Genomic DNA, 26,836 nt, shown 5'->3' with positions numbered 1-26,836 from the left:
GTCCACCGACTTATCACCGGTGGTGAACGGTGGAGCGGTTAGCCGCAGGGACCGCATAATGAAACGCTATTTATGTATCGCGTTCATTGTCGCCAGCGTACTCGTTGTAAAAAGTGATGAACCGATCGGGTTTGTTGCGTTTACCACGACAGCGCAGGACAAGTAGCGTTAAGGCCGCCTTGGGCGGCCTTTTTTATGGTTGGATGTCAGTCAGCGAGAACCATAAAAAAAGCCGGGTAGCGGCGTCGCCTTACCCGGCCTGTTCAGTTCATCCCAGTGGGAATCAGACTTCTTCCATACGTCCCAGCAGCGCCTGCAGGCGATCCTGCCAGCCGTTCTGCTGTTCGCGCAGCTGGTTGTTTTCGCGCTCCAGTTCTTCGCGGCCGTGCTGAGCGTTCTGAACTTCCTGCGCCAGGCTGTTGTTCTTCTCTTTCAGCTCTTCAATTTCCATCTGCAGCAGCGTGATGGTGTCAATCGCCTGCTGTACTTTCGCTTCCAGTTTCTCAAACACTTCTAAAGACATGATCCTACCTCTCCTGAATTGCAAGGCGACGCTTTAACGTAAACGCGCACAACATATGTTCCGATTGTATGGAGCGCAGTCGCCCCTGTCCAGCGGCATGCCACGCAGATCGCGGTTTGCAACACTTTTCGGCCTCGTCCTGGTGCGTTCGCGGCATATACCTCTAAGTTGTTAACCCATTCGTTAAAAAAATGATTCAGCTCACCGTGCGCGACTGATGCAAAAACGCGCTTTATGGCGCGAAAACGCTCATTTTATTGACACAGACCACACATTTTAATTTCGATATTTCTCGTTTTTGCTCGTTAACGATAAATTAACACTATGTCTACAGGGCATCGTGGCTGTCACGGGCGGCCACGCTAACAATAAACATCAATTTCTTCAGGATTCCGATTATGAGTCAGACATCAACCTTAAAAGGCCAGTGCATTGCCGAGTTCCTTGGTACCGGGTTGTTGATATTCTTCGGAGTGGGCTGTGTCGCTGCACTGAAAGTGGCGGGTGCCAGTTTTGGTCAGTGGGAAATCAGTATCATCTGGGGTCTGGGCGTGGCGATGGCCATCTACCTGACTGCAGGGGTCTCTGGCGCACATCTTAACCCGGCGGTGACTATCGCACTGTGGCTGTTCGCGTGCTTCGACGGACGCAAAGTTGTTCCCTTCATTATTTCTCAATTTGCCGGCGCGTTTTGCGCAGCGGCGTTAGTTTACGGGCTTTATTACAATCTTTTCATCGACTTCGAACAGACGCATCATATGGTGCGCGGCAGCGTCGAAAGTCTGGATCTGGCAGGCATCTTCTCAACCTACCCTAACCCGCATATCAATTTTGTGCAGGCGTTCGCAGTTGAAATGGTGATTACCGCTATTCTGATGGGCGTCATTATGGCTTTGGGCGATGATGGTAACGGCATTCCGCGTGGCCCGCTGGCGCCATTGCTGATTGGCCTGCTGATCGCCGTCATCGGTGCATCCATGGGGCCGTTAACAGGGTTTGCGATGAACCCGGCGCGTGACCTGGGTCCAAAAACCTTCGCCTTCTTTGCAGGATGGGGCGACGTGGCTTTCACCGGCGGCAAAGATATTCCTTACTTCCTGGTACCGCTGTTCGGACCAGTCGTAGGGGCGGCACTGGGTGCATTTGGCTATCGCAAATTAATTGGTCGCCACTTACCGTGCGACACCTGTGTGGAAGAGGAGAAGGAAACGACTTCTACCGCACAACAAAAAGCTTCGCTGTAATCTGACTACGGGACACATACCATGACCGAAAAAAAATATATCGTTGCGCTCGACCAGGGCACTACCAGCTCCCGCGCTGTCGTAATGGATCATGACGCGAATATCGTCAGCGTGTCACAGCGCGAATTTGAGCAAATTTATCCTCGTCCAGGCTGGGTAGAACACGACCCGATGGAGATCTGGGCGTCACAAAGCTCCACGCTGGTGGAAGTGCTGGCGAAAGCCGACATCAGTTCCGACGAAATCGCCGCGATTGGTATCACCAACCAGCGTGAAACCACCGTGGTGTGGGAACGCGAAACCGGTAAGCCGATTTACAACGCCATCGTCTGGCAGTGCCGCCGTACGTCAGAGATCTGCGAACAGCTTAAGCGTGACGGGATGGAAGAGTACGTGCGTAGCGCCACCGGCCTGGTGGTTGACCCGTACTTCTCCGGCACCAAAGTGAAGTGGATCCTCGACCACGTGGAAGGTTCACGCGAGCGTGCAAAACGCGGCGAGCTGCTGTTCGGTACCGTTGATACCTGGCTTATCTGGAAGATGACTCAGGGACGTGTCCACGTTACTGACTACACTAACGCCTCGCGCACCATGCTGTTCAACATCAACACCCTGGAGTGGGATGACAAGATGCTGGACGCGCTGGATATTCCGCGCGCGATGCTGCCTGAAGTGCGTAAGTCGTCTGAAGTCTACGGCCAGACCAACATCGGCGGTAAAGGCGGCACCCGTATTCCTATCGCCGGTATCGCCGGTGACCAGCAGGCGGCGCTGTTCGGCCAGCTGTGCGTCAAGGAAGGGATGGCGAAGAACACCTACGGCACCGGCTGCTTTATGCTGATGAACACCGGCGAGAAAGCGGTGAAATCAGAAAACGGCCTGCTGACCACCATCGCCTGCGGCCCGCGCGGCGAGGTGAACTATGCCCTGGAAGGTGCGGTGTTTATGGCGGGCGCATCTATTCAGTGGCTGCGCGACGAGATGAAGCTGATCAGCGATGCGTTTGACTCCGAGTACTTCGCGACCAAAGTGAAAGACACCAACGGCGTGTACGTGGTGCCAGCGTTCACCGGTCTGGGCGCACCGTACTGGGACCCGTATGCCCGCGGCGCAATTTTCGGCCTGACGCGTGGTGTGAACTCAAACCACATCATTCGTGCGACCCTGGAATCCATCGCCTACCAGACGCGTGACGTGCTGGAAGCGATGCAGGCAGACTCCGGCATTCGTCTGCACGCCCTGCGCGTAGACGGCGGCGCGGTGGCCAACAACTTCCTGATGCAGTTCCAGTCCGACATTCTGGGCACCCGCGTTGAGCGCCCTGAAGTACGTGAAGTGACGGCACTGGGCGCGGCGTATCTTGCGGGTCTCGCGGTAGGCTTCTGGCAGAACCTGGACGAGTTGCAGGAGAAAGCGGTCATCGAACGCGAATTCCGCCCTGGCATCGAAACCACCGAGCGCAACTACCGCTACAGCGGCTGGAAGAAAGCGGTGAAACGCGCCCTGGCGTGGGAAGAGCACGAAGAGTAAGCCAATATTCCCTCTCCCCTGGGGAGAGGGTTAGGGTGAGGGGCTCCAACAGCACCGGTCCCCTCCCCCCTCCCCACTCTGTGATAAACTTCGTGCAATTCCTTTTGATTGTACGAGTCCCTCATGAAACGTGAACTTGCTATCGAGTTTTCCCGCGTCACCGAAGCAGCCGCCCTTGCAGGCTATAAATGGCTGGGTCGTGGCGACAAAAATACCGCAGATGGCGCGGCTGTCCACGCCATGCGCATTGTGCTTAACCAGGTCAACATCGACGGCACTATCGTCATCGGTGAAGGCGAGATCGACGAAGCGCCGATGCTCTACATCGGTGAAAAGGTCGGGACCGGCAAAGGCGATGCGGTGGATATCGCGGTGGACCCGATCGAAGGCACGCGCATGACGGCGATGGGCCAGGCCAACGCCCTGGCGGTGCTGGCCGTGGGCGATAAAGGCTGCTTCCTCAACGCGCCAGACATGTACATGGAAAAGCTGATTGTCGGCCCTGGTGCGAAAGGCGCAATCGATCTCAGCCTGCCGCTGGACGCCAACCTGCGCAATATCGCGGCGGCGCTGGCTAAACCGCTCAACGAACTCACCGTGACCATTCTGGCGAAACCGCGCCACGACGCCACCATCTCTTATCTGCAGGCACTCGGCGTGCGCGTGTTTGCCATTCCGGATGGCGACGTTGCCGCGTCTATTCTGACCTGCATGCCGGACAGCGAAGTCGACGTGCTTTACGGCATCGGCGGCGCGCCGGAAGGCGTGGTCTCTGCGGCGGTGATCCGCGCGCTGGACGGCGATATGCAGGCGCGTCTTCTGCCGCGCCATGAGGTGAAAGGCGACAGCGACGAAAACCGTCGTATCGGTGAGGACGAGCTGGCGCGCTGCGCAGCGATGGGCATCGAAGCCAATAAAGTACTGGCGCTGAACGACATGGCGCGCAGCGATAACGTCGTCTTCTCTGCAACCGGCATCACCAAAGGCGATCTGCTGGACGGCATCACCCGCAAGGGCAACATGGCGACCACCGAAACGCTGCTGATCCGCGGTAAATCACGCACCATCCGACGCATTCAGTCCATTCACTATCTCGACCGTAAAGACCCGGACGTGCAGACGCATATTCTGTAAAACCGTTTGATCGATAGAGCTTTCCGGCCCGAAGGGGCTGGAAATGTTTCCCACAAGTACGGAAGATAGAACAGAGAAACAGCACAGGAGAAGATCATGGCGGACTGGGTAACAGGTAAAGTCACAAAGATAGAATTCTGGACCGATGCGCTATTTAGTCTCACCCTGCATGCTCCCGTTCATCCGTTTAAGGCCGGGCAATTTGCCAAGCTGGGTCTGGATGTCGACGGCGAGCGCGTGCAGCGCGCCTACTCTTACGTTAACGCGCCGGATAACCCGGACCTCGAGTTCTATCTGGTCACCGTTCCTGACGGTAAGCTCAGCCCGCGCCTTGCCGCCCTTAAGCCCGGCGACGATGTGCAGATTGTGAGCGAAGCGGCAGGCTTCTTTGTGCTTGAAGAGATCCCTGACTGTGACACGCTCTGGATGCTGGCAACCGGCACGGCCATCGGTCCGTATCTCTCTATCTTGCAGTACGGTAAGGATCTGGAGCGCTTCAAAAACATCGTGCTGGTGCACGCCGCGCGCTATGCCGCAGATTTAAGCTATCTCCCGCAGATGCAGGCGCTGGAACAGCAGTACGGCGGAAAGTTAAAGATTCAGACGGTAGTCAGCCGCGAAACCGTAGCAGGAGCGCTTACCGGTCGCGTACCGGCGTTAATTGAGAGCGGCGCACTGGAAGACGCAGTGGGTTTACCGATGACGGCCGAAACCAGCCACGTCATGCTGTGCGGTAACCCGCAGATGGTCCGGGACACGCAGCAGCTTCTGAAGGATACCCGGCAGATGACGAAACATCTTCGCCGCCGGCCGGGCCATATGACCGCCGAACACTACTGGTGATCAGCGGTATTTCACCTCGACGGTATCTTTACCGTATTTATTTTCGCTCTGGGTGCCGATAAACGCGCCCAGATCGACAATCATCATCACGAAGATGACCGACGGCAGCAGCCTGCCCACGACCCACGGCAGGATGGAAGGCAGCATCGCCCAGTTCCCTGCCACCAGCATCCACGCCAGTATGATCAAAAATGCCCACGCGCCGGAGCGGCCGCGATCGTGCAGGCGTTTCACCACGACGGCCGCCGTTGGCCATAGCAGGCAGACCAGTGCAAATGCCGCCGTTTGCGTGCTCAGCCAGGCGTTGTAGGCAACGAAAAAAAGAAGCAGCATGGCGACGACCCACGTCACCATCCAGACCCAGAAATCACGGCGTCCAATACGCCCTTTGAATGAAAACAGCCACTGCTGTATGGTCATGTAAGGTTCCTTATTATCGTTTAGCCCGCATTTTACCCTGGAGTTGTGACCTTTTGACAAGCCGACCAGATATCGTTTTAATCATGAGCACTTACGGCCAGGTGCAATGTTGATGAAAAATTCGGCACATTCTCTTTTCCTGTGTTTAGCGATGCTCGGCGCGGGTTTTCCGCTGCATGCCGCCAACACCGCGGCCCCCACCACTGCGCCGTATTTGCTGGCGGGCGCACCGTCTTTCGATCAGTCCATCAGCCAGTTTCGCGAAGCTTTCAATCAGGCCAACCCAGGGCTGCCGCTGGATGAGTTTCGCGCCATTGATAGCTCGCGCGATACCCCTACACTGACCCGTGCAGCGAGCAAGATTAACGAGAATTTGTATGCTTCCACGGCGCTGGAGCGCGGTACGTTAAAAATCAAAAGCATGCAAATCACCTGGCTACCGATTCAGGGGCCAGAGCAAAAAGCGGCTAAATCGAAGGCGCTTGATTACATGAGCGCGGTGCTGCAGGCGTTTACGCCTGCGCTGACGAAAAAGCAGAGCCAGCAAAAGCTGCAAAAGCTGCTGGCCGCCGGTAAAAACAAGCGGTACTACGCCACAACCGAAGGCGCGATTCGCTATGTAGTGGCGGATAACGGCGAAAAAGGACTGACCTTCGCCGTTGAACCGATTAAGCTGGCGCTATCTGACACCCTTGGCGGGGCCAATTAATGACAAAAAGCAAAGCCTTTCGAGGGAAAATCTCTATACTGATTCACAGACCATGCTGCCCGACAGGGCGGCCATATTCCTTAATTCGCTTATTTAGCGTGGAGAATTGAAATGCGACATCCTTTAGTGATGGGTAACTGGAAACTGAACGGCAGCCGCCACATGGTAAACGAACTGGTTGCAAACCTGCGTAAAGAGCTGGCTGGCGTGACCGGCTGCGCGGTTGCTATCGCTCCGCCGGATATGTACCTGGATCTGGCTAAACGTGCCGCTGACGGCAGCCACATCGTGCTGGGCGCGCAGAACGTTGACGTTAACCTGTCTGGCGCGTTCACCGGTGAAACTTCCGCTGAAATGCTGAAAGATATCGGCGCGAAATACATCATCATCGGCCACTCCGAGCGTCGCACCTACCACAAAGAATCTGACGAGTTCATCGCGAAGAAATTTGCCGTGCTGAAAGAGCAGGGTCTGATCCCGGTTCTGTGCATCGGTGAAACCGAAGCGGAAAACGAAGCGGGCAAAACCGAAGAAGTGTGTGCACGTCAGATCGACGCCGTGCTGAAAACGCAGGGCGCGGCAGCGTTCGAAGGCGCGGTTATCGCTTACGAGCCAGTCTGGGCGATCGGTACCGGCAAATCTGCTACCCCTGCGCAGGCTCAGGCAGTTCACAAATTCATCCGTGACCACATTGCTAAAGCCGACGCGAAAGTGGCTGAGCAAGTGATCATCCAGTACGGCGGCTCCGTAAACGCCTCCAACGCTGCTGAGCTGTTCACCCAGCCAGATATCGATGGCGCGCTGGTTGGCGGTGCATCCCTGAAAGCGGACGCTTTCGCGGTGATCGTTAAAGCGGCAGAAGCGGCTAAACAGGCGTAATGGCCTTTGTGGCGGGTGGCGCTTGCGCTTACCCGCCGCTACAAACGCCCTAACACGCTAAACCACAGATAATCCAGCGGCAGCAGCACCAGATACGTCGCAATCGCCAGCGCCAGGCAGAGCACCATCCCCGCCCTTGCAGGCACCTTTCCTAGCCCCATCGCCACCACAATCGGCGACGCCTGATACGGCAGCAGCGGCGTGGAATAGCCCAGTACCTGAATCATGATCACCGACAGCAGCGGGAAACCGGTCGCATCCGAGAAGCTCTGCGCCAGCGTGGTGTACAGCGCCGGAACGCCGTTGGCAGTCATAATGAAGTTGAGTGCCGTAGTAATTCCGGTCAGCGCCAGGAAGCTGGTGAATGGTTTGTCCGCATCCAGCGGCATTATGCGCAGCAGCGCCTCGCCTACGGCCGCTCCGATACCCGTTTGCGTCACGACGATCGCCAGCCCGAGAATACCCGCAACGTAAATGCAGGTGCGCATATTTACCCCCGCCGAGAACTCCTCGCCGGTGATAAAACCAATGCGCGGCAGCATAACGATAATCGAGGCCGCCAGCCCCGTCCACGCCGGCCCCACGCCGTGCCAGCTCTCCGTCACCCACATCATCAGCACCACCACCAGCAGCCAGGCGAGTCGTTTTTCGTCACGCCCCATCGGTTCAGACAGCGTGAAATCCTTCGCCGGTTTCGGGCTGCCGGGGAACAGCCAGCAGATGAGACCAATCAGAATCAGGCCTTTGAGAATACCGAGCACCGGCGTGTGCAGCAGCAGATACGGGACATAGTTCAGGTGAATGCCATACGAGCCTTCCGCCGCGCCGCTCATGACCAGGTTAGGCACGTTGGCGGGCAGAATGGTGGCCGAGAGCTGGAAGGTACCGAAGCCGACTGCCAGCGCAAGGCCGAACCAGGCGCGGGATCCGTCGGCGATACCGGCGCGTTTCGCCATCGCCGCGACAATCGGCATCAGCAGCGCAATACGCCCCATGTTTGACGGCATCACAAACGCCAGCGCGTAGCTGAGCAATACCACGCTCGCCACCATCAGCATCCAGGAGTCAGTGAGCTTTGCCGACAGCGCCCGGGCGGCCCTGTCCGCCAGGCCGGTTTTACGGATCGCCACGCCGAGCACAAAGCCGCTGAAGACCAGCCAGAAAGCCGACGAGGCAAAACCGCCAAAAATCACCTCCGGCGGGGCGATTCTGGCGGTCATCGCCGCCGTGAAAAACAGCAGCGCGGTGATAAATTCCGGCAACAGCGACGTCGCCCACAGCACGATGGTGACGCCGACGATCAGCGAGGGCAGCAGCAGAGGATGCGTTAACCAGAGCGACATACCTGTCTCCTGTAGATTTTTTCAGCAAGTCTACGGTGACAGGCAGCCTGAGTAAACGCGATTTATAGTGGGGTTACTTCAGGATAGCGCATTGATGATCCTGCAATTCCTCTGCCGACGCGCGGTTAAGCGTGAGCAGGTTACGCTCGGTCGCCAGCAAAACAAACGAACCATCCGACTGCTGCGCCATCGCCAGCGCGAAGCGTCCCATATGGTCGCGCGCTTCCGGCAGCTCTTCAGCCAGCATCATAAACGGGCTGCGCTGGACCAGTTCATTCTCCGTCACCCGGCGTGCGAGGTACTCATGCCCTTCCAGCCCACCCGGGAACGGTAGCCACTGGGTGCTGATATCTCCCTGCGCCGCGTTGAGCTTCTCGCGCACGTCCGGGCGCAGGCAGGAGATATGGATATGGAAATGGTTTTGCGTGCGTCCGGTCGGTGAGTTAATCGTCAGCGAAATAGCGCTGTCCGGCACTTCAGAGCCACGCTTCAGGGTCATAAAGCTGCGCGACTGCCACGCCAGCCAGAAGAAGTTTGGCGTATGAGGCTCGGTCAGGAGCGGGCTTTCGGTGCCGTTGATGCGATACGTTGGCATCAGCAGATACTGCAGCGGCCCGTTGCGGTCCTTAAATACTACATAGCCCGCATCAGGCTTCACCTGCGCGCAGGGTGCCGGGTTACGGTGTTGCAGCTGATTAGGCAGACACTGGTCGAGGACGATATGGCGCAACGCATTCGGATTACCCGCTTTTATCCAGTACACGCCACCTGCGGCAAGGGCGATGACAATCAGGATCAATAAGATAATTTTTTTCACAACGCGTTCCCTGTTTTCAATAGAGGCAAAAGAGTAACGCAAAATGATGACCAAATAAAAAACCCGGTGGATTTCTCACACCGGGTCGCCGTGTCGTTTGCTAACCGTTAACGCTGGCTAATCTGGTCGAAGGTGCCGCCATTAGAGAAGTGCTCTTTCTGCGCTTTCGTCCAGCCGCCGAACACATCATCAATGGTGAAGAGCTTCAGTTTCGGGAATTCGCTGTCGTATTTCTTCGCGACAGCCGCATCGCGTGGACGATAGAAGTTCTTCGCCGCGATTTCCTGGCCTTCCGGCGAGTAGAGATACTTCAGGTAGGCTTCCGCCACCGCTTTGGTGCCTTTCTTATCAACGACCTTATCGACCACGGAAACGGTCGGCTCGGCGAGGATGGATTCGCTCGGAGTCACGATCTCAAACTTGTCTTTACCCAGTTCGTGGGTCGCCAGCAGGGCTTCGTTTTCCCAGGCAATAAGCACGTCGCCAATTCCGCGCTCGACGAAGGTGTTAGTGGCACCGCGCGCGCCGGAGTCCAGCACTTCAACGTTTTTGTACAGGGATTTGACGAACTCCTGTGCTTTAGCCTGGTCACCGTTGTTGTGGTGCAGCGCGTAGCCCCAGGCCGCCAGGTAGTTCCAGCGTGCCCCGCCGGAGCTTTTCGGGTTCGGGGTAATCACAGAAACGCCCGGTTTGATCAGGTCGTTCCAGTCCTTAATCTGTTTCGGGTTGCCTTTACGCACCAGGAAGACAATGGTCGAGGTGTATGGCGCGGAGTTGTCCGGCAGGCGTTTGATCCAGTTTTTGTCGATACGGCCACGCTCGGCGATAGCGTCGACATCATAGGCCAGCGCCAGGGTAACCACGTCGGCTTCAATACCGTTAATCACCGATGTCGCCTGCTTACCAGAGCCACCGTGCGACTGGCGAACCACCACGTTATCGCCGGTTTCCTGCTTCCAGTGCGCCGCGAAGGCTTTGTTGTATTGATCGTACAACTCACGCGTCGGGTCGTACGACACGTTGAGAAGTTGAATGTCCTTTGCCAGCACGCTGGTCGATGCCAGCAATAATGTTAACCCCACGCCCCATTTATTCATCGCCCAGCTCTCTTGTGTAGTGTTTTGATGAATGCAGCGTGCCAGAAAGCGAATCGATGATTAAAGAATAAAAAAAGATTGGCTATAACGTGGAGGAATAAAAGCCCTCTTCAGAAAGAAGAGGGCTCGAAGGATCAGTACAGTTTTTTCGCGCAGTCCAGCCAGTCACCTTTGAACGGACGCTTCATGTTTTCAATGGCGTCGATGATGTCATGGTGAACCAGCTGTTCGTTCTGAATACCGACGCAGCGGCCGCCGTGGCCCTGCAGCAGCAGCTCGATAGCGTACGCGCCCATGCGGGACGCCAGAATACGGTCGTACGGGCCAGGGGAACCACCGCGCTGGATGTGGCCCAGAACGGTCGCGCGGGTTTCGCGTTTGGTTTCGGTTTCGATGTACTTCGCCAGCTCGTCAACGTCACAGATGTGCTCGGTGATAGCCACAATCGCGTGTTTCTTACCTTTCGCGATACCGGCTTTGATTTCTGCAACCAGATCTTCGCGGCTGAATTCCACTTCAGGAACCACCACAAACTCACAACCACCGGCGATAGCCGCTGCCAGGGTCAGGTCACCGCAGTAACGGCCCATCACTTCAACGATAGAGATACGCTGGTGAGAAGAAGAGGTGTCACGCAGGCGGTCAATGGCTTCCACAACGGTGCCCAGCGCGGTGAAGTAACCGATGGTGTAGTCAGTGCCTTTGATGTCGTTGTCGATGGTGCCCGGCAGGCCGATGCACGGGAAGCCCATTTCGGTCAGACGTTTTGCACCCATGTACGAGCCGTCACCGCCGATAACGACCAGCGCGTCCAGACCACGCTTTTTCATGTTCTCGATAGCCACTTCACGGATGTGTTCGTCACGGAATTCCGGGAAGCGCGCAGACCCAAGGAAGGTACCGCCACGGTTGATCATGTCAGACACGCTGTAGCGGTCGAGCTGAACCATACGGTCTTCATACAGACCCAGGTAACCATCATAGATACCAAAAACTTCCAGACCTTCCGTCAGCGCTGCACGGACAACCCCACGAATTGCCGCGTTCATGCCCGGCGCATCACCGCCGCTTGTCAACACACCGATTTTCTTAATCATGACTACCTCTGAACTTAGGAATGCAAAATTGAAATCTGTTGCCGGAAGAAACTTATCGACCAACGAATACTGCAAATAGTATATCAATCCCTTCTGGCTGAATTGATTCAGGTCAGACCAAATGGCGGTAATTTATACACAAAATGCTGGCCTGGCTCACTTTTTTACAACGAATTACGAAAGCCCAACATGTCCGGGTACAACCGAGCAGGGATCCTGGTGAATGATGACGTCTGAACCAGGAAAACGCTGCAAAATCGCCTGCTCGACCTGCTCAGCAATAACGTGAGCCTGTACCAGTGGCAGGTTGTCTTCCATTTCAATATGAATCTGAATAAAGCGGGTCGGCCCTGACTGCCGCGTTCGAAGATCGTGTGCACCGCTGACGCCGGGCCAGGAGGTCACGATAGAAAAAATTTCGTTACGTTCTGAGTCCGGAAGAGCGCGATCGAGCAGTGATTGCACCGCGTCATACCCCATCCGCAAGGCGCTATATAAAATATAGATACCAATCCCTAACGCAAACAACGCATCGGCCCGATGCCAGCCATACCAGGCCAGACCGAGCGCAATAAGAATAGCCCCATTCATCATAACATCAGATTGATAATGAAGCATATCCGCCCGTACGGCCTGACTTTGCGTTTTGCGAACGACCCAGCGCTGGAACGTTACCAGAACAAGTGTGCTTATAAGTGCAATGACCGTGACGACCACGCCGACACCGGGATTGTTCATCGGTGAAGGCGAAACCAGATGCTGGATACCGGTCAAAAACAGGAACAGTGCAGAGCCAGAAATGAACATACTTTGCGCCAGCGCCGCGAGCGATTCCGCCTTGCCGTGCCCAAACGTGTGCTCTTCATCCGCCGGCTGCAGCGAGTAACGTACCACCAGGAGGTTGGTCAGCGAGGCGGCGATATCGACCAGTGAATCCACCAGCGCCGCCAGAATACTGACCGAGCCGGTATACCACCAGGCAAAGATTTTGATCAGCAGCAGGCCAGAGGCCATGACGGTCGCCGCAATGGCGGCCCGGCTTACCAGCCTTCCATAGGATTGATTCATAAACGCTCCTGTCATGTCATGCCGCTAGTATAACGGAAGCATGGGGAGGCAAAGGATGAATAAACGGTTAACAAATCAGAATGCGGGGCAAAAAAAACCCCCACATCATGTGGGGGAAGACAGGGATGGTGTCTATGGCAAGGAAAACAGGGTTTACTGGTTACTACGGGTACTGCTATTGCTACTGAAAAACGTCGCTTCTGAGCTTCGCTGCATCCGTGCAACCTCACGCAGCTGGTCCATACGCTGCTGATGTTTGGCATTCAAAACCGCTTGCTGCTCGGGCGTTAGCAGGTGGAACATCTGGTTGCGGACCTTCGCCATTTCTACCTGGCGGGCAACCTGTTCCTGTGCCATTTTTTCGGCCTGAGCGCGAACAGCGCTTTCGTCAAAATTTTCTGCGGTGACAAGGCGATGCATTGTCTCCATTTCGCTAACATTAACAGGGGGCTGGTCGTGTCGTGCCCTCTGCATCAGATCTCGCATCTGTTGACGCTGATGTTCGGTTAAACTTATGCCGTCAAACATATGGCTTTGGCTGCTGTGCTGCGTTGCGCCCTCTTGCGAGGAACCGTTATCGCCGATGATAGCTACAGCAGCCTGGCTAAACGCACTGAACGCCAGCGTTGAGGCCATGACGGCAGCGGTAACTTTGCGCATCACTTGCTCCCAAAATCTTTCGTGTCGCGATTCAACGAGAGACAGTCTACGATTCAGGCTGCAAACATGCGTCAGGGGGTGTAAAACAACGTAAAGTCATGGATTAGATAGCCTTGATGTCGTAATTTCTGCCTCGGAGGTATTTAAACAATGAATAAAATCCTGTTAGTTGACGATGACCGAGAGCTCACATCCCTTTTAAAGGAGTTGCTCGACATGGAAGGTTTCAACGTCCTGGTTGCCCATGATGGCGAGCAGGCGCTGAGTCTCCTTGACGACAGCATCGATCTACTTTTGCTCGACGTAATGATGCCAAAGAAAAACGGTATTGATACGCTGAAAGAGCTTCGCCAGACACACCAGACCCCCGTTATCATGCTGACCGCCCGCGGCAGCGAGCTTGACCGCGTTCTCGGCCTTGAGCTGGGTGCGGATGACTATTTACCGAAGCCGTTCAACGACCGTGAACTGGTGGCCCGTATTCGCGCGATCCTGCGTCGTTCCCACTGGAGCGAGCAGCAACAGAATACCGACAACAGCTCGCCAACGCTGGAAGTGGACTCCCTGAGCCTGAACCCGGGCCGTCAGGAAGCAAGCTTCGACGGCCAGACGCTGGAGCTTACTGGCACCGAGTTCACACTGCTGTATCTACTGGCGCAACATCTTGGCCAGGTGGTATCGCGTGAACATTTAAGCCAGGAAGTGCTGGGCAAACGCCTCACGCCGTTTGACCGCGCCATCGACATGCACATCTCTAACCTGCGCCGCAAGCTGCCGGAGCGTAAAGACGGTCACCCATGGTTTAAAACCCTGCGTGGTCGCGGTTATCTGATGGTTTCTGCTTCATGATAGGCAGCTTAACCGCCCGCATCTTCGCCATCTTCTGGCTGACGCTGGCACTGGTTTTAATGCTCGTTTTGATGTTGCCAAAACTCGACTCACGCCAGATGACGGAGCTGCTCGACAGCGAGCAACGTCAGGGCGTGATGATCGAGCAGCACGTGGAAGCGGAGCTGGCAAACGATCCGCCGAACGATTTAATGTGGTGGCGCAGGCTGTTTCGCGCTATCGACAAGTGGGCGCCGCCAGGACAACGTCTTTTGCTGGTTACCAGCGAAGGCCGCGTGATTGGCGCCGATCGCAATGAAATGCAGATCATCCGCAACTTTATTGGCCAGGCGGATAACGCCGATCACCCACAGAAAAAGAAATATGGTCGGGTAGAGATGGTCGGCCCTTTCTCGGTACGGGATGGGGAAGATAACTACCAGCTCTACCTGATTCGCCCTGCGAGCAGTTCCCAGTCCGACTTCATCAACCTGCTGTTTGACCGTCCGCTTCTGCTGCTGATCGTCACGATGCTGGTCAGTTCCCCGCTGCTGTTATGGCTGGCGTGGAGCCTGGCGAAACCCGCGCGTAAGCTGAAAAACGCGGCGGACGAAGTTGCACAAGGCAATCTCAGACAGCATCCGGAGCTGGAATCCGGGCCGCAGGAGTTTCTGGCCGCCGGCACCAGCTTTAACCAGATGGTGAGCGCGCTTGATCGGATGATGACGGCCCAGCAACGCCTGCTGTCGGACATCTCACACGAGCTGCGCACCCCGCTCACGCGCTTACAGCTGGGCACCGCCCTGCTGCGTCGCCGCAGCGGGGAGAGCAAAGAGCTGGAGCGTATTGAAACGGAAGCGCATCGTCTGGACAGTATGATTAACGATCTGCTGGTGATGTCGCGCAACCAGCAGAAAAACGCGCTGGTGAGCGAAACGGTGAAAGCCAATCACCTGTGGCACGAGGTGCTGGATAACGCGGCCTTCGAAGCGGAGCAGATGGGGAAATCGTTCACCGTCAACTTCCCGCCGGGCCCGTGGCCGCTGTACGGTAACCCTAACGCGCTGGAAAGCGCGCTGGAGAATATCGTGCGTAACGCCCTGCGCTACTCGCACACGAAGATTGAAGTGGCGTTTTCGGTGGATAAAGACGGGATCACCGTCATTGTCGATGACGATGGTCCAGGCGTCAGCCCGGAAGATCGCGAGCAGATTTTCCGTCCGTTCTACCGCACCGACGAAGCGCGCGACCGTGAGTCCGGCGGTACGGGGCTGGGTCTGGCGATTGTAGAAACCGCCATGCAGCAGCACCGCGGCTGGGTGAAAGCCGACGACAGCCCGCTGGGCGGGCTGCGGTTAACGCTGTGGCTGCCGCTGTATAAGCGTTCGTAACGGTATGTGCCGGGTGGCGGCTTCGCCTTACCCGGCCTACTTTCTACGGAACCTATTTCCCCCACAATCTCCGCGAACTACTCTCGATCTTCCCGCTTATACGCCGCTTCTGCATCGTTCTCGTCCAACTGGTAGACAACCCCGCCGCCGACAGCAGGCGATGATACTGTTCATCGTCAAACGGCATATGCCAGGCAATCGCGCAGGCCTCGTACACCGACACCTCACTCACGCGCGACGCGAGCTCAAGCGGCGCGTCCGCCGAAACCTGTCCCGCCTGCACAACGCGATACAGCCAGCCGGTTTTGCCCGCGTTTTGCAGCTGGGCCGACATATCCTGAATCCCGAAATGGTAGTTGAGCTTAAAGCACGGTGAGCGTGGCTGCGTCACCTGAATCAGAGCATCGCCCCAGCGGTAAATATCGCCAATAAAGACGTTCTTTTCCGTCAGCCCTTCCGTTGAAAGATTTTCGCCAAACGCGGGCGCGACGAAGAGATCCGCCTGCTCAGGAAATTCGGTTTTCCAGTGCTGATAGTGCTCGCGCGGATAGTGGCACAGCGCGCGATCGGGCCCGCCGTGGATTTTCTTTTCGGCCTGCTGGTCGCCCACAAGCCCGAGCTCGGTCAGCGACAGCTCACCGTCGACCTGCACTTTGGCGATGGCGCTCGGGCGGCTGCCGTCGTACTCCCTTACCTTGCCTGTAAACACGTTCACCGGGTAATGCATCGCTGCCTCCATTACGCAGATACAAAAAAAGCGAGTCATCAGACTCGCTTCTCACAGGCGTCAATGCAACCTTATTTTTTAGCGGCGAAACGCGCTGCTGCTTCGTCCCAGTTCACGACATCCCAGAACGCTTTGATGTAGTCAGGGCGACGGTTCTGGAACTTCAGGTAGTAAGCGTGTTCCCACACGTCCAGACCCAGGATTGGGAAACCGGATGCGCCAGAGATCGCTTCACCCATCAGCGGGGAGTCCTGGTTAGCAGTAGAAACCACTGCCAGCTTGTCACCTTTCAGAACCAGCCACGCCCAGCCAGAGCCGAAGCGGGTTGCAGCGGCTTTTTCGAATTCCGCTTTGAAGTTGTCTACGGAACCGAAGTCGCGCTCGATAGCCGCTTTCAGGTCGCCCTGCAGGGTGGTGCCGGTTTTCAGGCCTTTCCAGAACAGGCTGTGGTTAGCGTGACCGCCCGCGTTGTTACGCAGTACGGTTTTCTTGTCTGCTGGCAGCTGGTCCAGCTTGGTGATCAGTTCTTCAACAGGCAGATTAGCGAACTCTGGCAGGCTTTCCAGCGCAGCATTCGCGTTGTTCACGTAGGTCTGGTGGTGTTTAGTGTGATGGATTTCCATCGTCTGCTTGTCGAAATGCGGTTCCAGTGCGTCGTAGGCATACGGCAGGGATGGCAGTGTATAACTCATAATCCTCTCCATTATTGTCGGGCGGCACAGCTGTTAATGCCGCGTAAGCAGTTGGTTCATTATAGTTAATTAAATGATATTGAAAATGATTATCAATGCCGTAGTTTTTATAAGGTTATTCGGTTTTTGAGAAATAAAAGAATTGTGAGTCTGCTCACGCGCTTAACGTGCTGATTGCCATTCAAAACAAAAGTGCGGCAACCTTCTGAAGGTTCCTGAACAGCCTAATTTTTACACTCATCAAGTCGGGGGGAAGCCTCCGGCTATAAAAACGATGAGGACGTAAAAATGAATCATGCGATTACGATGGGTATCTTCTGGCATTTAATAGGCGCAGCCAGTGCAGCCTGTTTCTATGCCCCGTTCAAAAAGGTGAAAGGCTGGTCGTGGGAAACCATGTGGTCCGTTGGCGGTACCGTGTCCTGGCTGATTTTGCCGTGGACAATCAGCGCCATGCTGCTGCCCGATTTCTGGGGCTACTTCTCCTCCTTCAACGCCTCCACCCTGCTGCCGGTATTCCTGTTCGGCGCGATGTGGGGCATCGGCAACATCAACTACGGCCTGACCATGCGCTACCTCGGGATGTCGATGGGTATCGGCATCGCGATTGGCATTACGCTGATAGTGGGCACCCTGATGACGCCCATTCTTAACGGCCATTTCGACGTGCTGATCAACACCCAGGGCGGCCGAATGACGCTGCTGGGCGTGCTGGTGGCGGTGATCGGCGTGGGGATCGTCACCCGCGCAGGCCAGCTAAAAGAACGCGAAATGGGCATCAGGGCCGAAGAGTTCAACCTGAAGAAAGGGCTGCTGCTGGCGGTGATGTGCGGGGTCTTCTCGGCGGGCATGTCGTTCGCCATGAACGCCGCCAAACCGATGCACGACGCCGCTGCGGCGCTGGGCGTTGACCCGCTGTATGTTGCCCTGCCAAGCTACGTGGTGATCATGGGCGGCGGCGCGCTGGTAAACCTTGGCTTCTGCTTCATTCGTCTGGCAAAAGTGAATAACCTGTCGGTAAAAGCCGACTTCTCGCTGGCAAAAACGCTTATCTTCACCAACGTTCTGCTCTCCGCGCTCGGCGGCCTGATGTGGTATCTGCAATTCTTCTTCTACGCCTGGGGCCACGCCAGCATTCCGCCGCAGTACGACTACATAAGCTGGATGCTGCACATGAGCTTCTACGTGCTGTGCGGCGGGCTGGTTGGGCTGGTGCTGAAGGAGTGGAACAACGCCGGACGTCGTCCGGTTGGCGTACTGAGCCTGGGCTGCGTGGTGATTATCATTGCGGCCAATATCGTCGGCCTCGGCATGGCAAACTGATTACGCTGCTTTTCGACTGCGATGACGCCACTGAACCGGCGTCATCCCCACCTCACGGTTAAACACCACCGAAAAGTAGTTACTGTCCTCAAAGCCGCAGCGCATCGCCACTTCACTGACCATCAGCTCCGTATGCTGTAACAGATACTGGGCGTGGCAGATGCGCAGCTGGCGCAGGTAATGGTTTATCGTCATTCCCGTCTGGGTGCGGAACTGCTGGCGCAGCGCGCGCTCGCTGCACTGCTCCTGCTCGCAGAATTTTTCCAGCACGAAACTCTTGTTCAGACTGCCCGCAAGCCGGGCGATCAGCTTATCCAGCAGCGCTTCCTGCGTGGTGGCGGAAGGATTATCCGTGGCGTAACGATGGCGCGTCAGGGTCATCACCAGCTGGGCAAAAAGCAGCTCCGACATCTGGTTTGCCACCGGGTCGCTCTTCTGGCTCTCCTGCTCCAGCTGGGAAATCGTCTGGCGCACCTGAGCCATGCCGCTGCTGCTTAAGCGCCAGTGCGGTTCGCCTCCGGCATTCAGAATGCCCGGAATGTTGCTCGCCCAGTCGACATTCAGTTTAAGCCTGTCAGGGCAGTAGATGACGTTCTGCAACACCAGATCGTTAACCGAGGCGTAGGCGTGTTTGTCTTCGGCGCGAATGTAAAACAGATCCCCGCGCGTGATGCGGTAGGGCCGGTCGTTGAGGACGTGCAGGCCGTTGCCGCGCCACACCAGCACCAGCTCGCAGAACTCATGGGTGTGCTCGGCAAAGACATTTTGCGGGTAACGGTCGGCCACCGCGACGGCCTGACTCGCGGAGGCAAAAAAATCATCTTTGCGAAGAATCAACTGAGCGGCCACACCACAACCTCTACGGCGAATAACCGGGCATTATTAGCTTTTTTGCGGCCTGAAAACGGTGACTGCCCTCGCGTTACTGAAGCAACGCGTCTTTCCCCTGACGAATATCGCGCGGCGACCAGCTAAATTCCCGGCGAAATAGCGTCGAAAAGTGATTACTGTCGCCGAAACCGCAGCGATAAGCAATTTCCGTAACGCTTTCGTCGGTATGCCGTAAAAGGTGACGCGCTTTGATCAGGCGCAGACGGTTAAGGTAACGCTGCGGCGTGAGCCCGGTATGCTGCTTGAGCTGACGATGCAGCGTGCGCAGCGAGAGCGAAAAGTCGTCCGCCAGCGTTTCCCAGCAGACATCTTCAGCGAAATGATCTTCCAGCCAGGCCATGAGCTGGTTCAGCCGTGCGTCGTTATTTTCCATCCCTTCCACCAGGTTGCTGCGGCGCAGCAGCACCAGCAGCTGCATAAACAGCAGCTCGCGGGTGGCAATCGCGTACGTCTCCTGCCCGTCCTCGCTCTGCTCCATCTGGCTCACCAGCTGACGCACCTGCTGTAACGTGGATTGATTCACCCGCCAGTGCGACGGGTAGTGGCCGTCCTTCTCCTGCGGCAACAGCTGATTCAACCCGGAGAGAAACTGGAACGCGTCCGGGGAACGATAGAGTACGTTGGTCAGACACAGGTTGTCGGTATGTTCATACAGGTGCCTGTCGTGGTCACGCACGAAGCACACCGTACCGCCGCTGATGGTATACGGCTGACCGTTGAATACGTGGATGCCCGTTCCGTGCTCAACAATCACAATCTCATGAAAATCATGATGATGCTCCGGGAACGCAGCCTGAGGAAGCCGTGGCTCAATCGCGACGGGAGAAGCCCCCGAAGGAAAAAAATCGACGCTGTGCAGTACGGTCATAACGGCCCCCACCAATGAGAAAAGTTCTCAAAATAGTAATTAAGGCCCTCCACGCTCACCTTAAATTTTTGACAGTAAACCGCGCAAAAGCTGCCGATTTTTCAAGAAACAGGCGGAAAGATCGGGAAATGCGGTCAGCGTCACACTGCCAGCAAACCCCGCCATTACTGGAAACTGTGAACTCCCTCACGTTCACCTTTGCTTTCTTGCCAGCGCGAGATTTGGGCTGTCAGTGGCGAGAAGGTGGCTATTTCTTCCCTTTCTTACACTCATCGCTAATGACTTAAGAAAGGACCCGACCATGACTTTTCGCCATTGTGTGGCTGTCGATTTAGGCGCATCCAGCGGCCGTGTAATGCTCGCCACCTGGGACTGTGACCAGCACACCCTTACGCTTCGCGAAATGCACCGTTTCGCCAATTGTCTGCAAAAACAGGACGGTTTTGTGACCTGGGATATCGATGCGCTGGAGGCGGAGATCCGCACCGGACTTCACAACGTCTGCGAAGACGGTATCCGCATCGACAGTATCGGCATTGATACCTGGGGCGTGGATTACGTGCTGCTGGACAGTCACGGCGAACGCGTTGGCCTGCCCGTCTCCTACCGCGACAGCCGCACCGATGGGCTGATGGCGCACGCCATCGCGCAGCTTGGCAAGGAGAACATCTATGGTCGCAGCGGCATTCAGTTTCTGCCGTTTAACACGCTGTACCAGCTGCGCGCGCTGGTGGAGCAACAGCCAGAGCTGGTTGAAAAGGTGGCGCATGCGCTGCTGATCCCGGATTACTTAAGCTATCGTCTGACCGGCAACATGAACTGGGAATACACCAACGCCACCACCACGCAGCTGGTCAATATCAACACCGATAACTGGGATGAACACCTGCTGGCATGGACGGGCGCCTCGCCGTCCTGGTTCGGCGCGCCAACCCATCCGGGCAATGTGATCGGCCAGTGGATTTGCCCGCAGGGGAATGAAATTCCCGTTGTCGCCGTCGCCAGTCACGACACCGCAAGCGCGGTCATTGCCTCGCCGCTCGCCAGCAAAGACGCGGCCTATCTCTCCTCCGGCACCTGGTCGCTGATGGGTTTTGAGAGCAAAACGCCTTACACCAGCGACGCCGCGCTGGCCGCCAATATCACCAACGAAGGCGGTGCCGAAGGACGCTACCGCGTGCTGAAGAACATCATGGGCCTGTGGCTGCTCCAGCGGGTGCTGAAAGAGCAGAACGTCACCGACCTGCCCGCACTTATTGCGGAAACCGAAAAGCTGAAGGCCTGCACCTTCCTGATTAACCCGAACGACGACCGCTTTATTAACCCGGTGCACATGAGCGCTGAGATCCAGGCCGCCTGTTTTGACGCGGGGCAGCCAGTACCTTCCCGCCCCGCCGAGCTGGCGCGCTGTATTTTTGACAGCCTCGCCCTGCTCTATGCCGACATCCTGAGCGAGCTGGCGAGCCTTCGCGGTAAACCGTTCACCCAGCTGCACATCGTGGGCGGCGGCTGCCAGAACCAGCTGCTGAACCAGCTCTGCGCCGATGCCTGCGGCATTACCGTGGTGGCAGGTCCCGTAGAGGCTTCCACGCTCGGCAACATTGGCATTCAGTTGATGACGCTGGACGAACTATCAAACGTCGACGATTTCCGTTCGGTGGTGACGGCGAATAACAGCCTGACCACCTTCACCCCCAATCCCTGCCATGACATTGCCCGCTACCGGGCGCAGTTTCAGCAAAAACGACTGACTAAGGAGCTTTGCGCATGACCACTCAACTTGAACAAGCCTGGGACCTGGCTAAACAGCGTTTCGCCGCCGTCGGCGTGGATGTCGAAGAGGCGCTGCGCCAGCTCGACCGTCTGCCCGTCTCCATGCACTGCTGGCAGGGTGATGACGTCGCCGGTTTCGAGAATCCGGGCGGTTCCCTGACGGGTGGCATTCAGGCAACGGGTAACTACCCGGGCAAAGCGCGCAACGCCACCGAACTGCGTGCGGATCTTGAAATGGCGTTGAGCCTGATCCCAGGGCCAAAACGGCTGAACCTGCACGCGATTTATCTCGAATCCGACGCGCCGGTCGCGCGTAACGAAATCAAACCAGAACACTTTAAGAACTGGGTGGAGTGGGCAAAGGCCAACCGGCTGGGACTGGATTTTAACCCGTCCTGCTTCTCGCACCCGCTGAGCGCGGACGGGTTTACCCTTGCACATGCAAACGACGAAGTCCGGCAGTTCTGGATCGACCACGTCAAAGCCAGCCGACGCGTCTCGGCGTATTTCGGCGAGCAGCTCGGCACGCCGTCGGTGATGAATATCTGGATCCCGGACGGCATGAAGGACATCACCGTTGACCGTCTGGCGCCACGCCAGCGCCTGCTGGCCGCTCTGGATGAAGCCATCAGCGAGAAGCTTGATCCGGCGCACCATATCGACGCGGTGGAGAGCAAGCTGTTCGGCATTGGCGCAGAAAGCTACACCGTCGGCTCTAACGAGTTCTACATGGGTTACGCCACCAGCCGCCAGACCGCGCTGTGCCTGGATGCTGGCCACTTCCACCCAACGGAAGTCATCTCCGACAAAATTTCCGCCGCCATGCTCTACGTGCCGCGCCTGCTGCTGCACGTCAGCCGTCCGGTGCGCTGGGACAGCGACCACGTGGTCCTGCTGGACGACGAAACCCAGGCGATTGCCAGCGAAATCATCCGCCACGATCTGTTTGACCGCGTGCACATCGGGCTCGACTTCTTTGACGCCTCCATCAACCGCATCGCGGCGTGGGTAATCGGCACCCGCAACATGAAGAAAGCGCTGCTGCGCGCCCTGCTGGAGCCAACCGCCGCGCTGAAACAGCTGGAAGAGAGCGGCGATTACACCGCGCGCCTGGCGCTGCTGGAGGAGCAGAAATCCCTGCCGTGGCAGGCGGTGTGGGAGATGTACTGCCAGCGTCACGACGCCCCGGCGGGCAGCCAGTGGCTGGACAACGTGCGGGCGTATGAGAAAGACGTGCTCGCCGCTCGTCAGTAAAAAATATCGCCCGGCAGCGCATTGCATGCCGGTCCTACAGGTAAAAGCAGGCCGGGTAAGCGTAACGCCACCCGGCATTTTCAAAGGAAACACTGTATGCAGACCATCACCACCTCCTGGTTCGTCCAGGGCATGATCAAAGCCACCTCCGACGCCTGGCTGAAGGGCTGGGACGAGCGCAACGGCGGCAACCTCACGCTGCGCCTGGACGATGCGGACATCGAGCCGTACGCCGCCGATTTTCACCAGAAGCCACGCTATATTGCCCTGAGTCAGCCGATGCCGCTGCTCGCCAACACGCCGTTTATCGTTACCGGTTCCGGCAAGTTCTTCCGTAACGTTCAGCTGGACCCGGAAGCCAATCTCGGCGTCGTGAGGGTAGACAGCGACGGCGCGGGATACCACATTCTGTGGGGGCTAACGGACGACGCGGTGCCGACCTCTGAACTGCCGGCGCACTTCCTCTCCCACTGCGAGCGCATCAAGGCGACTGACGGCAAAGACCGCGTCATCATGCACTGCCACGCCACTAACCTGATCGCCCTGACCTACGTGCTGGAAAATAATTCTGATTTCTTTACCCGCAAGCTGTGGGAAGGCAGTACCGAATGCCTGGTGGTCTTCCCGGACGGTGTCGGCATTCTGCCGTGGATGGTGCCGGGTACCGACGAAATCGGTCAGGCGACCGCGACGGATATGCAAAAGCACGCCCTGGTGCTGTGGCCGTTCCACGGCGTCTTCGGCAGCGGCCCGACGCTGGATGAAACCTTCGGCCTGATCGACACCGCCGAGAAATCCGCGGAGGTGCTGGTGAAGGTCTACTCCATGGGCGGCATGAAGCAGACCATCACCCGGGAAGAGCTGATCGCGCTGGGCAAACGTTTTGGCGTTACCCCGATGCAGTCGGCCCTGGATTTATACGCATAACGCCACAGGCGATAGTTAAGGAGAATTATCATGAGCTTTATGTTGGCACTTCCCAAAATTAGCCTGCATGGCGCGGGTGCAATCGGCGATATGGTCAACCTGGTAGCGACCAGGCAGTGGGGCAAAGCGCTGGTTGTCACCGACGGCCAACTGGTGAAACTGGGCCTGCTCGACAGCCTGTTTACCGCGCTGGACGCCCATCAAATGTCATATCACCTGTTCGATGAGGTGTTTCCGAACCCGACGGAAGCGCTGGTGCAAAAAGGATTTGCGGCTTACCGGGACGCGGAGTGTGATTACGTGATTGCCTTTGGCGGCGGCAGCCCGATTGATACCGCCAAGGCGATTAAAATCCTCACCGCTAATCCAGGCCCGTCTACCGATTACTCCGGCGTCGGCAAGGTGAAAAACGCAGGCGTGCCGCTGGTGGCGATCAACACTACCGCAGGCACCGCGGCAGAGATGACCAGCAACGCGGTGATCATCGACTCCGCGCGTCAGGTGAAAGAGGTGATTATCGACCCGAACATCATCCCGGATATTGCCGTGGACGATGCCAGCGTGATGCTTGATATTCCGGCCTCCGTGACCGCCGCAACCGGCATGGATGCGTTAACGCACGCCATTGAAGCCTACGTGTCCGTTGGCGCGCACCCGCTGACCGATGCCAATGCGCTGGAGGCGATTCGCCTGATCAACCTCTGGCTGCCGAAAGCGGTTGACGACGGTCATAACCTGGAAGCGCGCGAGCAGATGGCCTTCGGTCAGTACCTGGCGGGTATGGCGTTTAACAGCGCCGGGCTGGGGCTGGTACACGCTCTGGCGCACCAGCCGGGCGCAACGCACAACCTGCCTCATGGCGTATGTAATGCCATCCTGCTGCCGATCATCGAAAACTTTAACCGCCCGAACGCGGTCGCGCGTTTTGCCCGCGTGGCGCAGGCAATGGGCGTCGATATCCGCGGGATGAGCGATGAAGCCGCCAGCATGTCCGCCATTCAGGCGATTCGCGACCTGAGCGCCCGCGTCGGCATTCCGTCAGGCTTCAGCCAGCTCGGCGTCACCAAAGCCGATATCGAAGGCTGGCTGGATAAAGCCCTCGCCGATCCGTGCGCGCCGTGCAACCCACGCACCGCCAGCCGCGACGAGGTCCGCGAGCTGTACCTGGAGGCATTATGATCCGCAAAGCGTTTGTGATGCAGATAAACCCGGACGCGTACGAGGAGTACGCGCGTCGACACAATCCGATCTGGCCCGAACTGGAAGCGGTGCTGAAAGCCCACGGCGCGCACCACTACACCATTTATCTCGACAGAGAACGCAACCTGCTGTTTGCGACGGTGGAGATTGAGTCGGAGGAGCGCTGGAACGCGGTGGCGAATACCGACGTGTGCCAGCGCTGGTGGAAATATATGGCTGACGTCATGCCGTCGAACCCGGATAACAGCCCGGTGAGCGCCGGGCTGAAAGAGGTGTTTTACCTGGAGTGATGCGTTAACGCTGCCGCCCCTGTGGTGGCAGCAATCTCCCGCCTGCTGCTCAGCGTAAACGCCGACACCGCCGTAATCGCCAGCACGAAACAGCCCAGCATCAGGTACGTCTCCTGGAAGCCGATCCGGTCATACATATTCCCGGCAAAGGCGGAGAGGAAAATCGCTGCCGACTGTTTGGCAAACTGAAAACCAATCAGATAGATGGTGGCCGACAGGCGCGTATCAAACACTCCGGTAATGTATTTGAATGCCCCCACCAGCAGGAACGGGACCTCCAGCGCGTGCAGCATCTTCAGGGCGATCACCTCCACGGCGGTGGTGGCAAACGACGAGCCGATAATGCGCGTCGCCATAATCACCCCGGCGATCAGCAGCGTGTTCTTCGCGCCGATGCGGTTAATGATCCACGGCGAGCAGAACATGATGATGGCGTTACAAATCTCCCCCGCCGTGGTGGCAAAACCAAAGGCGCGGGTCCCTTCCTGCGGCGTGGCGAAGAAGGTTTTAAAGAAGGTGGCAAACTGCTGGTCGAAAACGTCATATACGCAGGCCACGCCAATTACGTACAGAATGAACATCCACATTCTGCGCTGGCGGAACAGGTTGAACACGGTTTTAGCGGTGATCTGCGGCTGGTTCGCGCCCAGGGCGTTCATCACCTGCGCCGTCTGGTTGGGCTTCGGTTTCGCGACCACCAGCAGCAGCATCAGCAAAAGCGCCGCCGCCGATCCCATCCAGAAAACATACGACGGATCGATGCCGAACAGGATGCCGCCCGTTGAGGCGCACAGCCCCCAGCCGAGGCAGCCAAACATGCGCGCCTTGCCGTACTCAAAGAAGCTGTTGCGGCTCACGCGTTCAATGTAGGCCTCAATGGCCCCGGATCCGGCTGAAAAAACAAAGCCGATATACAACCCGCCGCTCAGCGCGCCCAGCCAGATATTGGTTTTCAACAGTGGCGCGAAGACGTACAGGAAAAACGGCGCGAACAGAAACAGCAGCACCGAGATGATCCACAGCAGGTGTTTTTTCAGCCCCAGCTTGTCCGAAATGACGCCCAGCACCGGCTGGAAGGCAATGGCCGACAGCGAGATGCAGGAGAAGACAATCCCGGTATGGGTTTTGTTCAGACCGATGATGTCCGACAGCCAGATTGGCAGGAACGGAAAGCAGGTGGCCATGATGAAGAAGTAGAGAAAGAAGAACAGCCCGAAGATCCAGAAATTGGGGTTGTCTTTGTGGGTACAGGTTGTTGTGTTCATTATTTTTATCCTCAACGGAGGGCCGGTTGCCCGGCCCGTCACC

Annotated in this window: 27 protein-coding genes; 14 read left to right on the top strand and 13 right to left on the bottom strand. The window is 57.1% G+C overall.

Translation table 11 applies throughout. The annotated features are described in order from the left end of the window. Window positions 1-283: 283 nt before the first annotated feature. Window positions 284-523, bottom strand: a complete 240-nt coding sequence (gene zapB, locus IM271_RS15935) for a septal ring assembly protein ZapB (protein WP_028014842.1) — start codon at window positions 521-523, stop codon at window positions 284-286. A 398-nt stretch (window positions 524-921) separates the two neighbouring features. Between zapB and IM271_RS15930 the strand changes: the two genes are divergently transcribed. The 4 genes from IM271_RS15930 to fpr all read left to right on the top strand — a co-directional run bounded on the left by IM271_RS15930 (window position 922) and on the right by fpr (window position 5,274). Continuing rightward, the gene (locus IM271_RS15930; protein ID WP_028014843.1) at window positions 922-1,767 is read left to right on the top strand and encodes an MIP/aquaporin family protein; all 846 of its coding nucleotides are present in this window, start codon (window positions 922-924) and stop codon (window positions 1,765-1,767) included. Window positions 1,768-1,788: 21 nt separating this feature from the next. Continuing rightward, on the top strand, window positions 1,789-3,297 hold the full coding sequence (glpK, locus tag IM271_RS15925; protein ID WP_028014844.1) for a glycerol kinase GlpK: 1,509 nt from the start codon (window positions 1,789-1,791) through the stop codon (window positions 3,295-3,297). Between the two features lie 123 nt (window positions 3,298-3,420). After that, a complete protein-coding gene (gene glpX / locus IM271_RS15920; RefSeq protein WP_028014845.1) occupies window positions 3,421-4,431 on the top strand; it encodes a class II fructose-bisphosphatase in 1,011 nt (336 codons plus the stop codon). 96 nt (window positions 4,432-4,527) lie between these two features. Next, window positions 4,528-5,274, top strand: a complete 747-nt coding sequence (gene fpr, locus IM271_RS15915) for a ferredoxin--NADP(+) reductase (protein ID WP_047362494.1) — start codon at window positions 4,528-4,530, stop codon at window positions 5,272-5,274. Here the strand turns inward: fpr and IM271_RS15910 are convergent, their stop codons facing one another. Then, window positions 5,275-5,694, bottom strand: a complete 420-nt coding sequence (locus IM271_RS15910; protein WP_028014847.1) for a DUF805 domain-containing protein — start codon at window positions 5,692-5,694, stop codon at window positions 5,275-5,277. A gap of 112 nt (window positions 5,695-5,806) precedes the next feature. On the opposite strand from IM271_RS15910, the gene IM271_RS15905 reads away from it, so the two are divergent. Beyond that, window positions 5,807-6,403 (top strand): DUF1454 family protein, encoded by a 597-nt coding sequence (locus tag IM271_RS15905; RefSeq protein ID WP_041911791.1) that lies wholly within the window; start codon window positions 5,807-5,809, stop codon window positions 6,401-6,403. Window positions 6,404-6,514: 111 nt separating this feature from the next. After that, a complete protein-coding gene (gene tpiA, locus IM271_RS15900) occupies window positions 6,515-7,282 on the top strand; it encodes a triose-phosphate isomerase (protein WP_006808674.1) in 768 nt (255 codons plus the stop codon). Window positions 7,283-7,320: 38 nt separating this feature from the next. Here the strand turns inward: tpiA and IM271_RS15895 are convergent, their stop codons facing one another. The 6 genes from IM271_RS15895 to cpxP form a co-directional block, all read right to left on the bottom strand. Further along, window positions 7,321-8,625 carry an SLC13 family permease gene (locus IM271_RS15895; protein ID WP_028014849.1) on the bottom strand — a complete coding sequence of 435 codons (1,305 nt, stop codon included), beginning with the start codon at window positions 8,623-8,625 and terminating at the stop codon, window positions 7,321-7,323. A 73-nt stretch (window positions 8,626-8,698) separates the two neighbouring features. Then, window positions 8,699-9,442: a CDP-diacylglycerol diphosphatase gene (locus tag IM271_RS15890; RefSeq protein WP_045630631.1), complete on the bottom strand. Its 744-nt coding sequence runs from the start codon at window positions 9,440-9,442 to the stop codon at window positions 8,699-8,701. 107 nt (window positions 9,443-9,549) lie between these two features. Beyond that, a complete protein-coding gene (locus IM271_RS15885; RefSeq protein WP_028014851.1) occupies window positions 9,550-10,539 on the bottom strand; it encodes a sulfate ABC transporter substrate-binding protein in 990 nt (329 codons plus the stop codon). Between the two features lie 134 nt (window positions 10,540-10,673). Then, window positions 10,674-11,636, bottom strand: coding sequence for a 6-phosphofructokinase (gene pfkA / locus IM271_RS15880; RefSeq protein WP_028014852.1), 963 nt, complete (start codon window positions 11,634-11,636; stop codon window positions 10,674-10,676). A gap of 174 nt (window positions 11,637-11,810) precedes the next feature. Further along, the gene (gene fieF / locus IM271_RS15875) at window positions 11,811-12,704 is read right to left on the bottom strand and encodes a CDF family cation-efflux transporter FieF (protein WP_028014853.1); all 894 of its coding nucleotides are present in this window, start codon (window positions 12,702-12,704) and stop codon (window positions 11,811-11,813) included. A gap of 153 nt (window positions 12,705-12,857) precedes the next feature. After that, entirely contained in the window at window positions 12,858-13,364 is a 507-nt protein-coding gene (gene cpxP / locus IM271_RS15870; protein WP_028014854.1) for a cell-envelope stress modulator CpxP, read from the bottom strand. Between the two features lie 150 nt (window positions 13,365-13,514). Between cpxP and cpxR the strand changes: the two genes are divergently transcribed. Together cpxR and cpxA are read left to right on the top strand one after the other, a co-directional pair. Continuing rightward, window positions 13,515-14,213, top strand: coding sequence for an envelope stress response regulator transcription factor CpxR (cpxR, locus tag IM271_RS15865; RefSeq protein ID WP_006179159.1), 699 nt, complete (start codon window positions 13,515-13,517; stop codon window positions 14,211-14,213). Next, complete coding sequence (gene cpxA, locus IM271_RS15860; RefSeq protein ID WP_003862003.1) at window positions 14,210-15,583, top strand: envelope stress sensor histidine kinase CpxA; 1,374 nt, start codon at window positions 14,210-14,212, stop codon at window positions 15,581-15,583. The genes cpxR and cpxA overlap by 4 nt, the downstream gene beginning before the upstream one ends. Window positions 15,584-15,635: 52 nt before the next feature. Here the strand turns inward: cpxA and yiiM are convergent, their stop codons facing one another. Together yiiM and sodA are read right to left on the bottom strand one after the other, a co-directional pair. Beyond that, on the bottom strand, window positions 15,636-16,310 hold the full coding sequence (gene yiiM / locus IM271_RS15855; RefSeq protein ID WP_192972078.1) for a 6-hydroxyaminopurine reductase: 675 nt from the start codon (window positions 16,308-16,310) through the stop codon (window positions 15,636-15,638). A gap of 71 nt (window positions 16,311-16,381) precedes the next feature. After that, complete coding sequence (sodA, locus tag IM271_RS15850) at window positions 16,382-17,002, bottom strand: superoxide dismutase [Mn] (protein WP_003861999.1); 621 nt, start codon at window positions 17,000-17,002, stop codon at window positions 16,382-16,384. Window positions 17,003-17,290: 288 nt separating this feature from the next. Here sodA and rhaT point away from each other — a divergent pair, with 288 nt between their 5' ends. Next, complete coding sequence (gene rhaT / locus IM271_RS15845; RefSeq protein ID WP_193052852.1) at window positions 17,291-18,325, top strand: L-rhamnose/proton symporter RhaT; 1,035 nt, start codon at window positions 17,291-17,293, stop codon at window positions 18,323-18,325. On the opposite strand, the gene rhaR is transcribed toward rhaT, so the two are convergent. Together rhaR and rhaS are read right to left on the bottom strand one after the other, a co-directional pair. Beyond that, window positions 18,326-19,174 (bottom strand): HTH-type transcriptional activator RhaR, encoded by an 849-nt coding sequence (gene rhaR / locus IM271_RS15840; protein ID WP_193052851.1) that lies wholly within the window; start codon window positions 19,172-19,174, stop codon window positions 18,326-18,328. A gap of 73 nt (window positions 19,175-19,247) precedes the next feature. Further along, window positions 19,248-20,084 (bottom strand): HTH-type transcriptional activator RhaS, encoded by an 837-nt coding sequence (gene rhaS / locus IM271_RS15835; RefSeq protein ID WP_193052850.1) that lies wholly within the window; start codon window positions 20,082-20,084, stop codon window positions 19,248-19,250. 301 nt (window positions 20,085-20,385) lie between these two features. Here rhaS and rhaB point away from each other — a divergent pair, with 301 nt between their 5' ends. From rhaB to rhaM, 5 genes are all read left to right on the top strand, one after another. After that, window positions 20,386-21,855 (top strand): rhamnulokinase, encoded by a 1,470-nt coding sequence (gene rhaB / locus IM271_RS15830; protein ID WP_193052849.1) that lies wholly within the window; start codon window positions 20,386-20,388, stop codon window positions 21,853-21,855. Then, window positions 21,852-23,111 (top strand): L-rhamnose isomerase, encoded by a 1,260-nt coding sequence (rhaA, locus tag IM271_RS15825; RefSeq protein ID WP_193052848.1) that lies wholly within the window; start codon window positions 21,852-21,854, stop codon window positions 23,109-23,111. Before rhaB ends, rhaA begins: the two co-directional genes overlap by 4 nt. A gap of 96 nt (window positions 23,112-23,207) precedes the next feature. Beyond that, entirely contained in the window at window positions 23,208-24,038 is an 831-nt protein-coding gene (gene rhaD, locus IM271_RS15820; protein WP_045260243.1) for a rhamnulose-1-phosphate aldolase, read from the top strand. Between the two features lie 30 nt (window positions 24,039-24,068). After that, window positions 24,069-25,217 carry a lactaldehyde reductase gene (fucO, locus tag IM271_RS15815; protein WP_193052847.1) on the top strand — a complete coding sequence of 383 codons (1,149 nt, stop codon included), beginning with the start codon at window positions 24,069-24,071 and terminating at the stop codon, window positions 25,215-25,217. Beyond that, window positions 25,214-25,528, top strand: coding sequence for an L-rhamnose mutarotase (rhaM, locus tag IM271_RS15810; protein WP_193052846.1), 315 nt, complete (start codon window positions 25,214-25,216; stop codon window positions 25,526-25,528). Before fucO ends, rhaM begins: the two co-directional genes overlap by 4 nt. On the opposite strand, the gene IM271_RS15805 is transcribed toward rhaM, so the two are convergent. Beyond that, window positions 25,516-26,793, bottom strand: a complete 1,278-nt coding sequence (locus tag IM271_RS15805) for an MFS transporter (RefSeq protein ID WP_126327350.1) — start codon at window positions 26,791-26,793, stop codon at window positions 25,516-25,518. The genes rhaM and IM271_RS15805 overlap by 13 nt on opposite strands. Window positions 26,794-26,836: the final 43 nt, after the last annotated feature.

This window comes from Enterobacter cloacae complex sp. I3, assembly GCF_014896175.1.
Lineage (GTDB): Bacteria > Pseudomonadota > Gammaproteobacteria > Enterobacterales > Enterobacteriaceae > Enterobacter > Enterobacter bugandensis.
The sequence above is the reverse complement of the archived record's forward strand: the minus strand, read 5'-3'. Positions and strand labels throughout refer to the sequence as shown.

What these genes read in the sequence shown, in the direction of transcription:
- IM271_RS15905 (WP_041911791.1), top strand. Translation starts at nt 5,807, where the DNA reads ATGAAAAATTCGGCACATTCTCTTTTCCTGTGTTTAGCGATGCTCGGC.
- cpxA (WP_003862003.1), top strand. Translation starts at nt 14,210, where the DNA reads ATGATAGGCAGCTTAACCGCCCGCATCTTCGCCATCTTCTGGCTGACG.
- IM271_RS15805 (WP_126327350.1), bottom strand. Translation starts at nt 26,793, where the DNA reads ATGAACACAACAACCTGTACCCACAAAGACAACCCCAATTTCTGGATC.
- fucO (WP_193052847.1), top strand. Translation starts at nt 24,069, where the DNA reads ATGAGCTTTATGTTGGCACTTCCCAAAATTAGCCTGCATGGCGCGGGT.
- tpiA (WP_006808674.1), top strand. Translation starts at nt 6,515, where the DNA reads ATGCGACATCCTTTAGTGATGGGTAACTGGAAACTGAACGGCAGCCGC.
- yiiM (WP_192972078.1), bottom strand. Translation starts at nt 16,310, where the DNA reads ATGCATTACCCGGTGAACGTGTTTACAGGCAAGGTAAGGGAGTACGAC.
- IM271_RS15895 (WP_028014849.1), bottom strand. Translation starts at nt 8,625, where the DNA reads ATGTCGCTCTGGTTAACGCATCCTCTGCTGCTGCCCTCGCTGATCGTC.
- fieF (WP_028014853.1), bottom strand. Translation starts at nt 12,704, where the DNA reads ATGAATCAATCCTATGGAAGGCTGGTAAGCCGGGCCGCCATTGCGGCG.
- cpxR (WP_006179159.1), top strand. Translation starts at nt 13,515, where the DNA reads ATGAATAAAATCCTGTTAGTTGACGATGACCGAGAGCTCACATCCCTT.
- rhaB (WP_193052849.1), top strand. Translation starts at nt 20,386, where the DNA reads ATGACTTTTCGCCATTGTGTGGCTGTCGATTTAGGCGCATCCAGCGGC.
- glpK (WP_028014844.1), top strand. Translation starts at nt 1,789, where the DNA reads ATGACCGAAAAAAAATATATCGTTGCGCTCGACCAGGGCACTACCAGC.
- rhaA (WP_193052848.1), top strand. Translation starts at nt 21,852, where the DNA reads ATGACCACTCAACTTGAACAAGCCTGGGACCTGGCTAAACAGCGTTTC.
- IM271_RS15930 (WP_028014843.1), top strand. Translation starts at nt 922, where the DNA reads ATGAGTCAGACATCAACCTTAAAAGGCCAGTGCATTGCCGAGTTCCTT.
- IM271_RS15910 (WP_028014847.1), bottom strand. Translation starts at nt 5,694, where the DNA reads ATGACCATACAGCAGTGGCTGTTTTCATTCAAAGGGCGTATTGGACGC.
- pfkA (WP_028014852.1), bottom strand. Translation starts at nt 11,636, where the DNA reads ATGATTAAGAAAATCGGTGTGTTGACAAGCGGCGGTGATGCGCCGGGC.
- rhaM (WP_193052846.1), top strand. Translation starts at nt 25,214, where the DNA reads ATGATCCGCAAAGCGTTTGTGATGCAGATAAACCCGGACGCGTACGAG.
- IM271_RS15885 (WP_028014851.1), bottom strand. Translation starts at nt 10,539, where the DNA reads ATGAATAAATGGGGCGTGGGGTTAACATTATTGCTGGCATCGACCAGC.
- cpxP (WP_028014854.1), bottom strand. Translation starts at nt 13,364, where the DNA reads ATGCGCAAAGTTACCGCTGCCGTCATGGCCTCAACGCTGGCGTTCAGT.
- rhaD (WP_045260243.1), top strand. Translation starts at nt 23,208, where the DNA reads ATGCAGACCATCACCACCTCCTGGTTCGTCCAGGGCATGATCAAAGCC.
- glpX (WP_028014845.1), top strand. Translation starts at nt 3,421, where the DNA reads ATGAAACGTGAACTTGCTATCGAGTTTTCCCGCGTCACCGAAGCAGCC.
- zapB (WP_028014842.1), bottom strand. Translation starts at nt 523, where the DNA reads ATGTCTTTAGAAGTGTTTGAGAAACTGGAAGCGAAAGTACAGCAGGCG.
- rhaT (WP_193052852.1), top strand. Translation starts at nt 17,291, where the DNA reads ATGAATCATGCGATTACGATGGGTATCTTCTGGCATTTAATAGGCGCA.
- sodA (WP_003861999.1), bottom strand. Translation starts at nt 17,002, where the DNA reads ATGAGTTATACACTGCCATCCCTGCCGTATGCCTACGACGCACTGGAA.
- rhaS (WP_193052850.1), bottom strand. Translation starts at nt 20,084, where the DNA reads ATGACCGTACTGCACAGCGTCGATTTTTTTCCTTCGGGGGCTTCTCCC.
- fpr (WP_047362494.1), top strand. Translation starts at nt 4,528, where the DNA reads ATGGCGGACTGGGTAACAGGTAAAGTCACAAAGATAGAATTCTGGACC.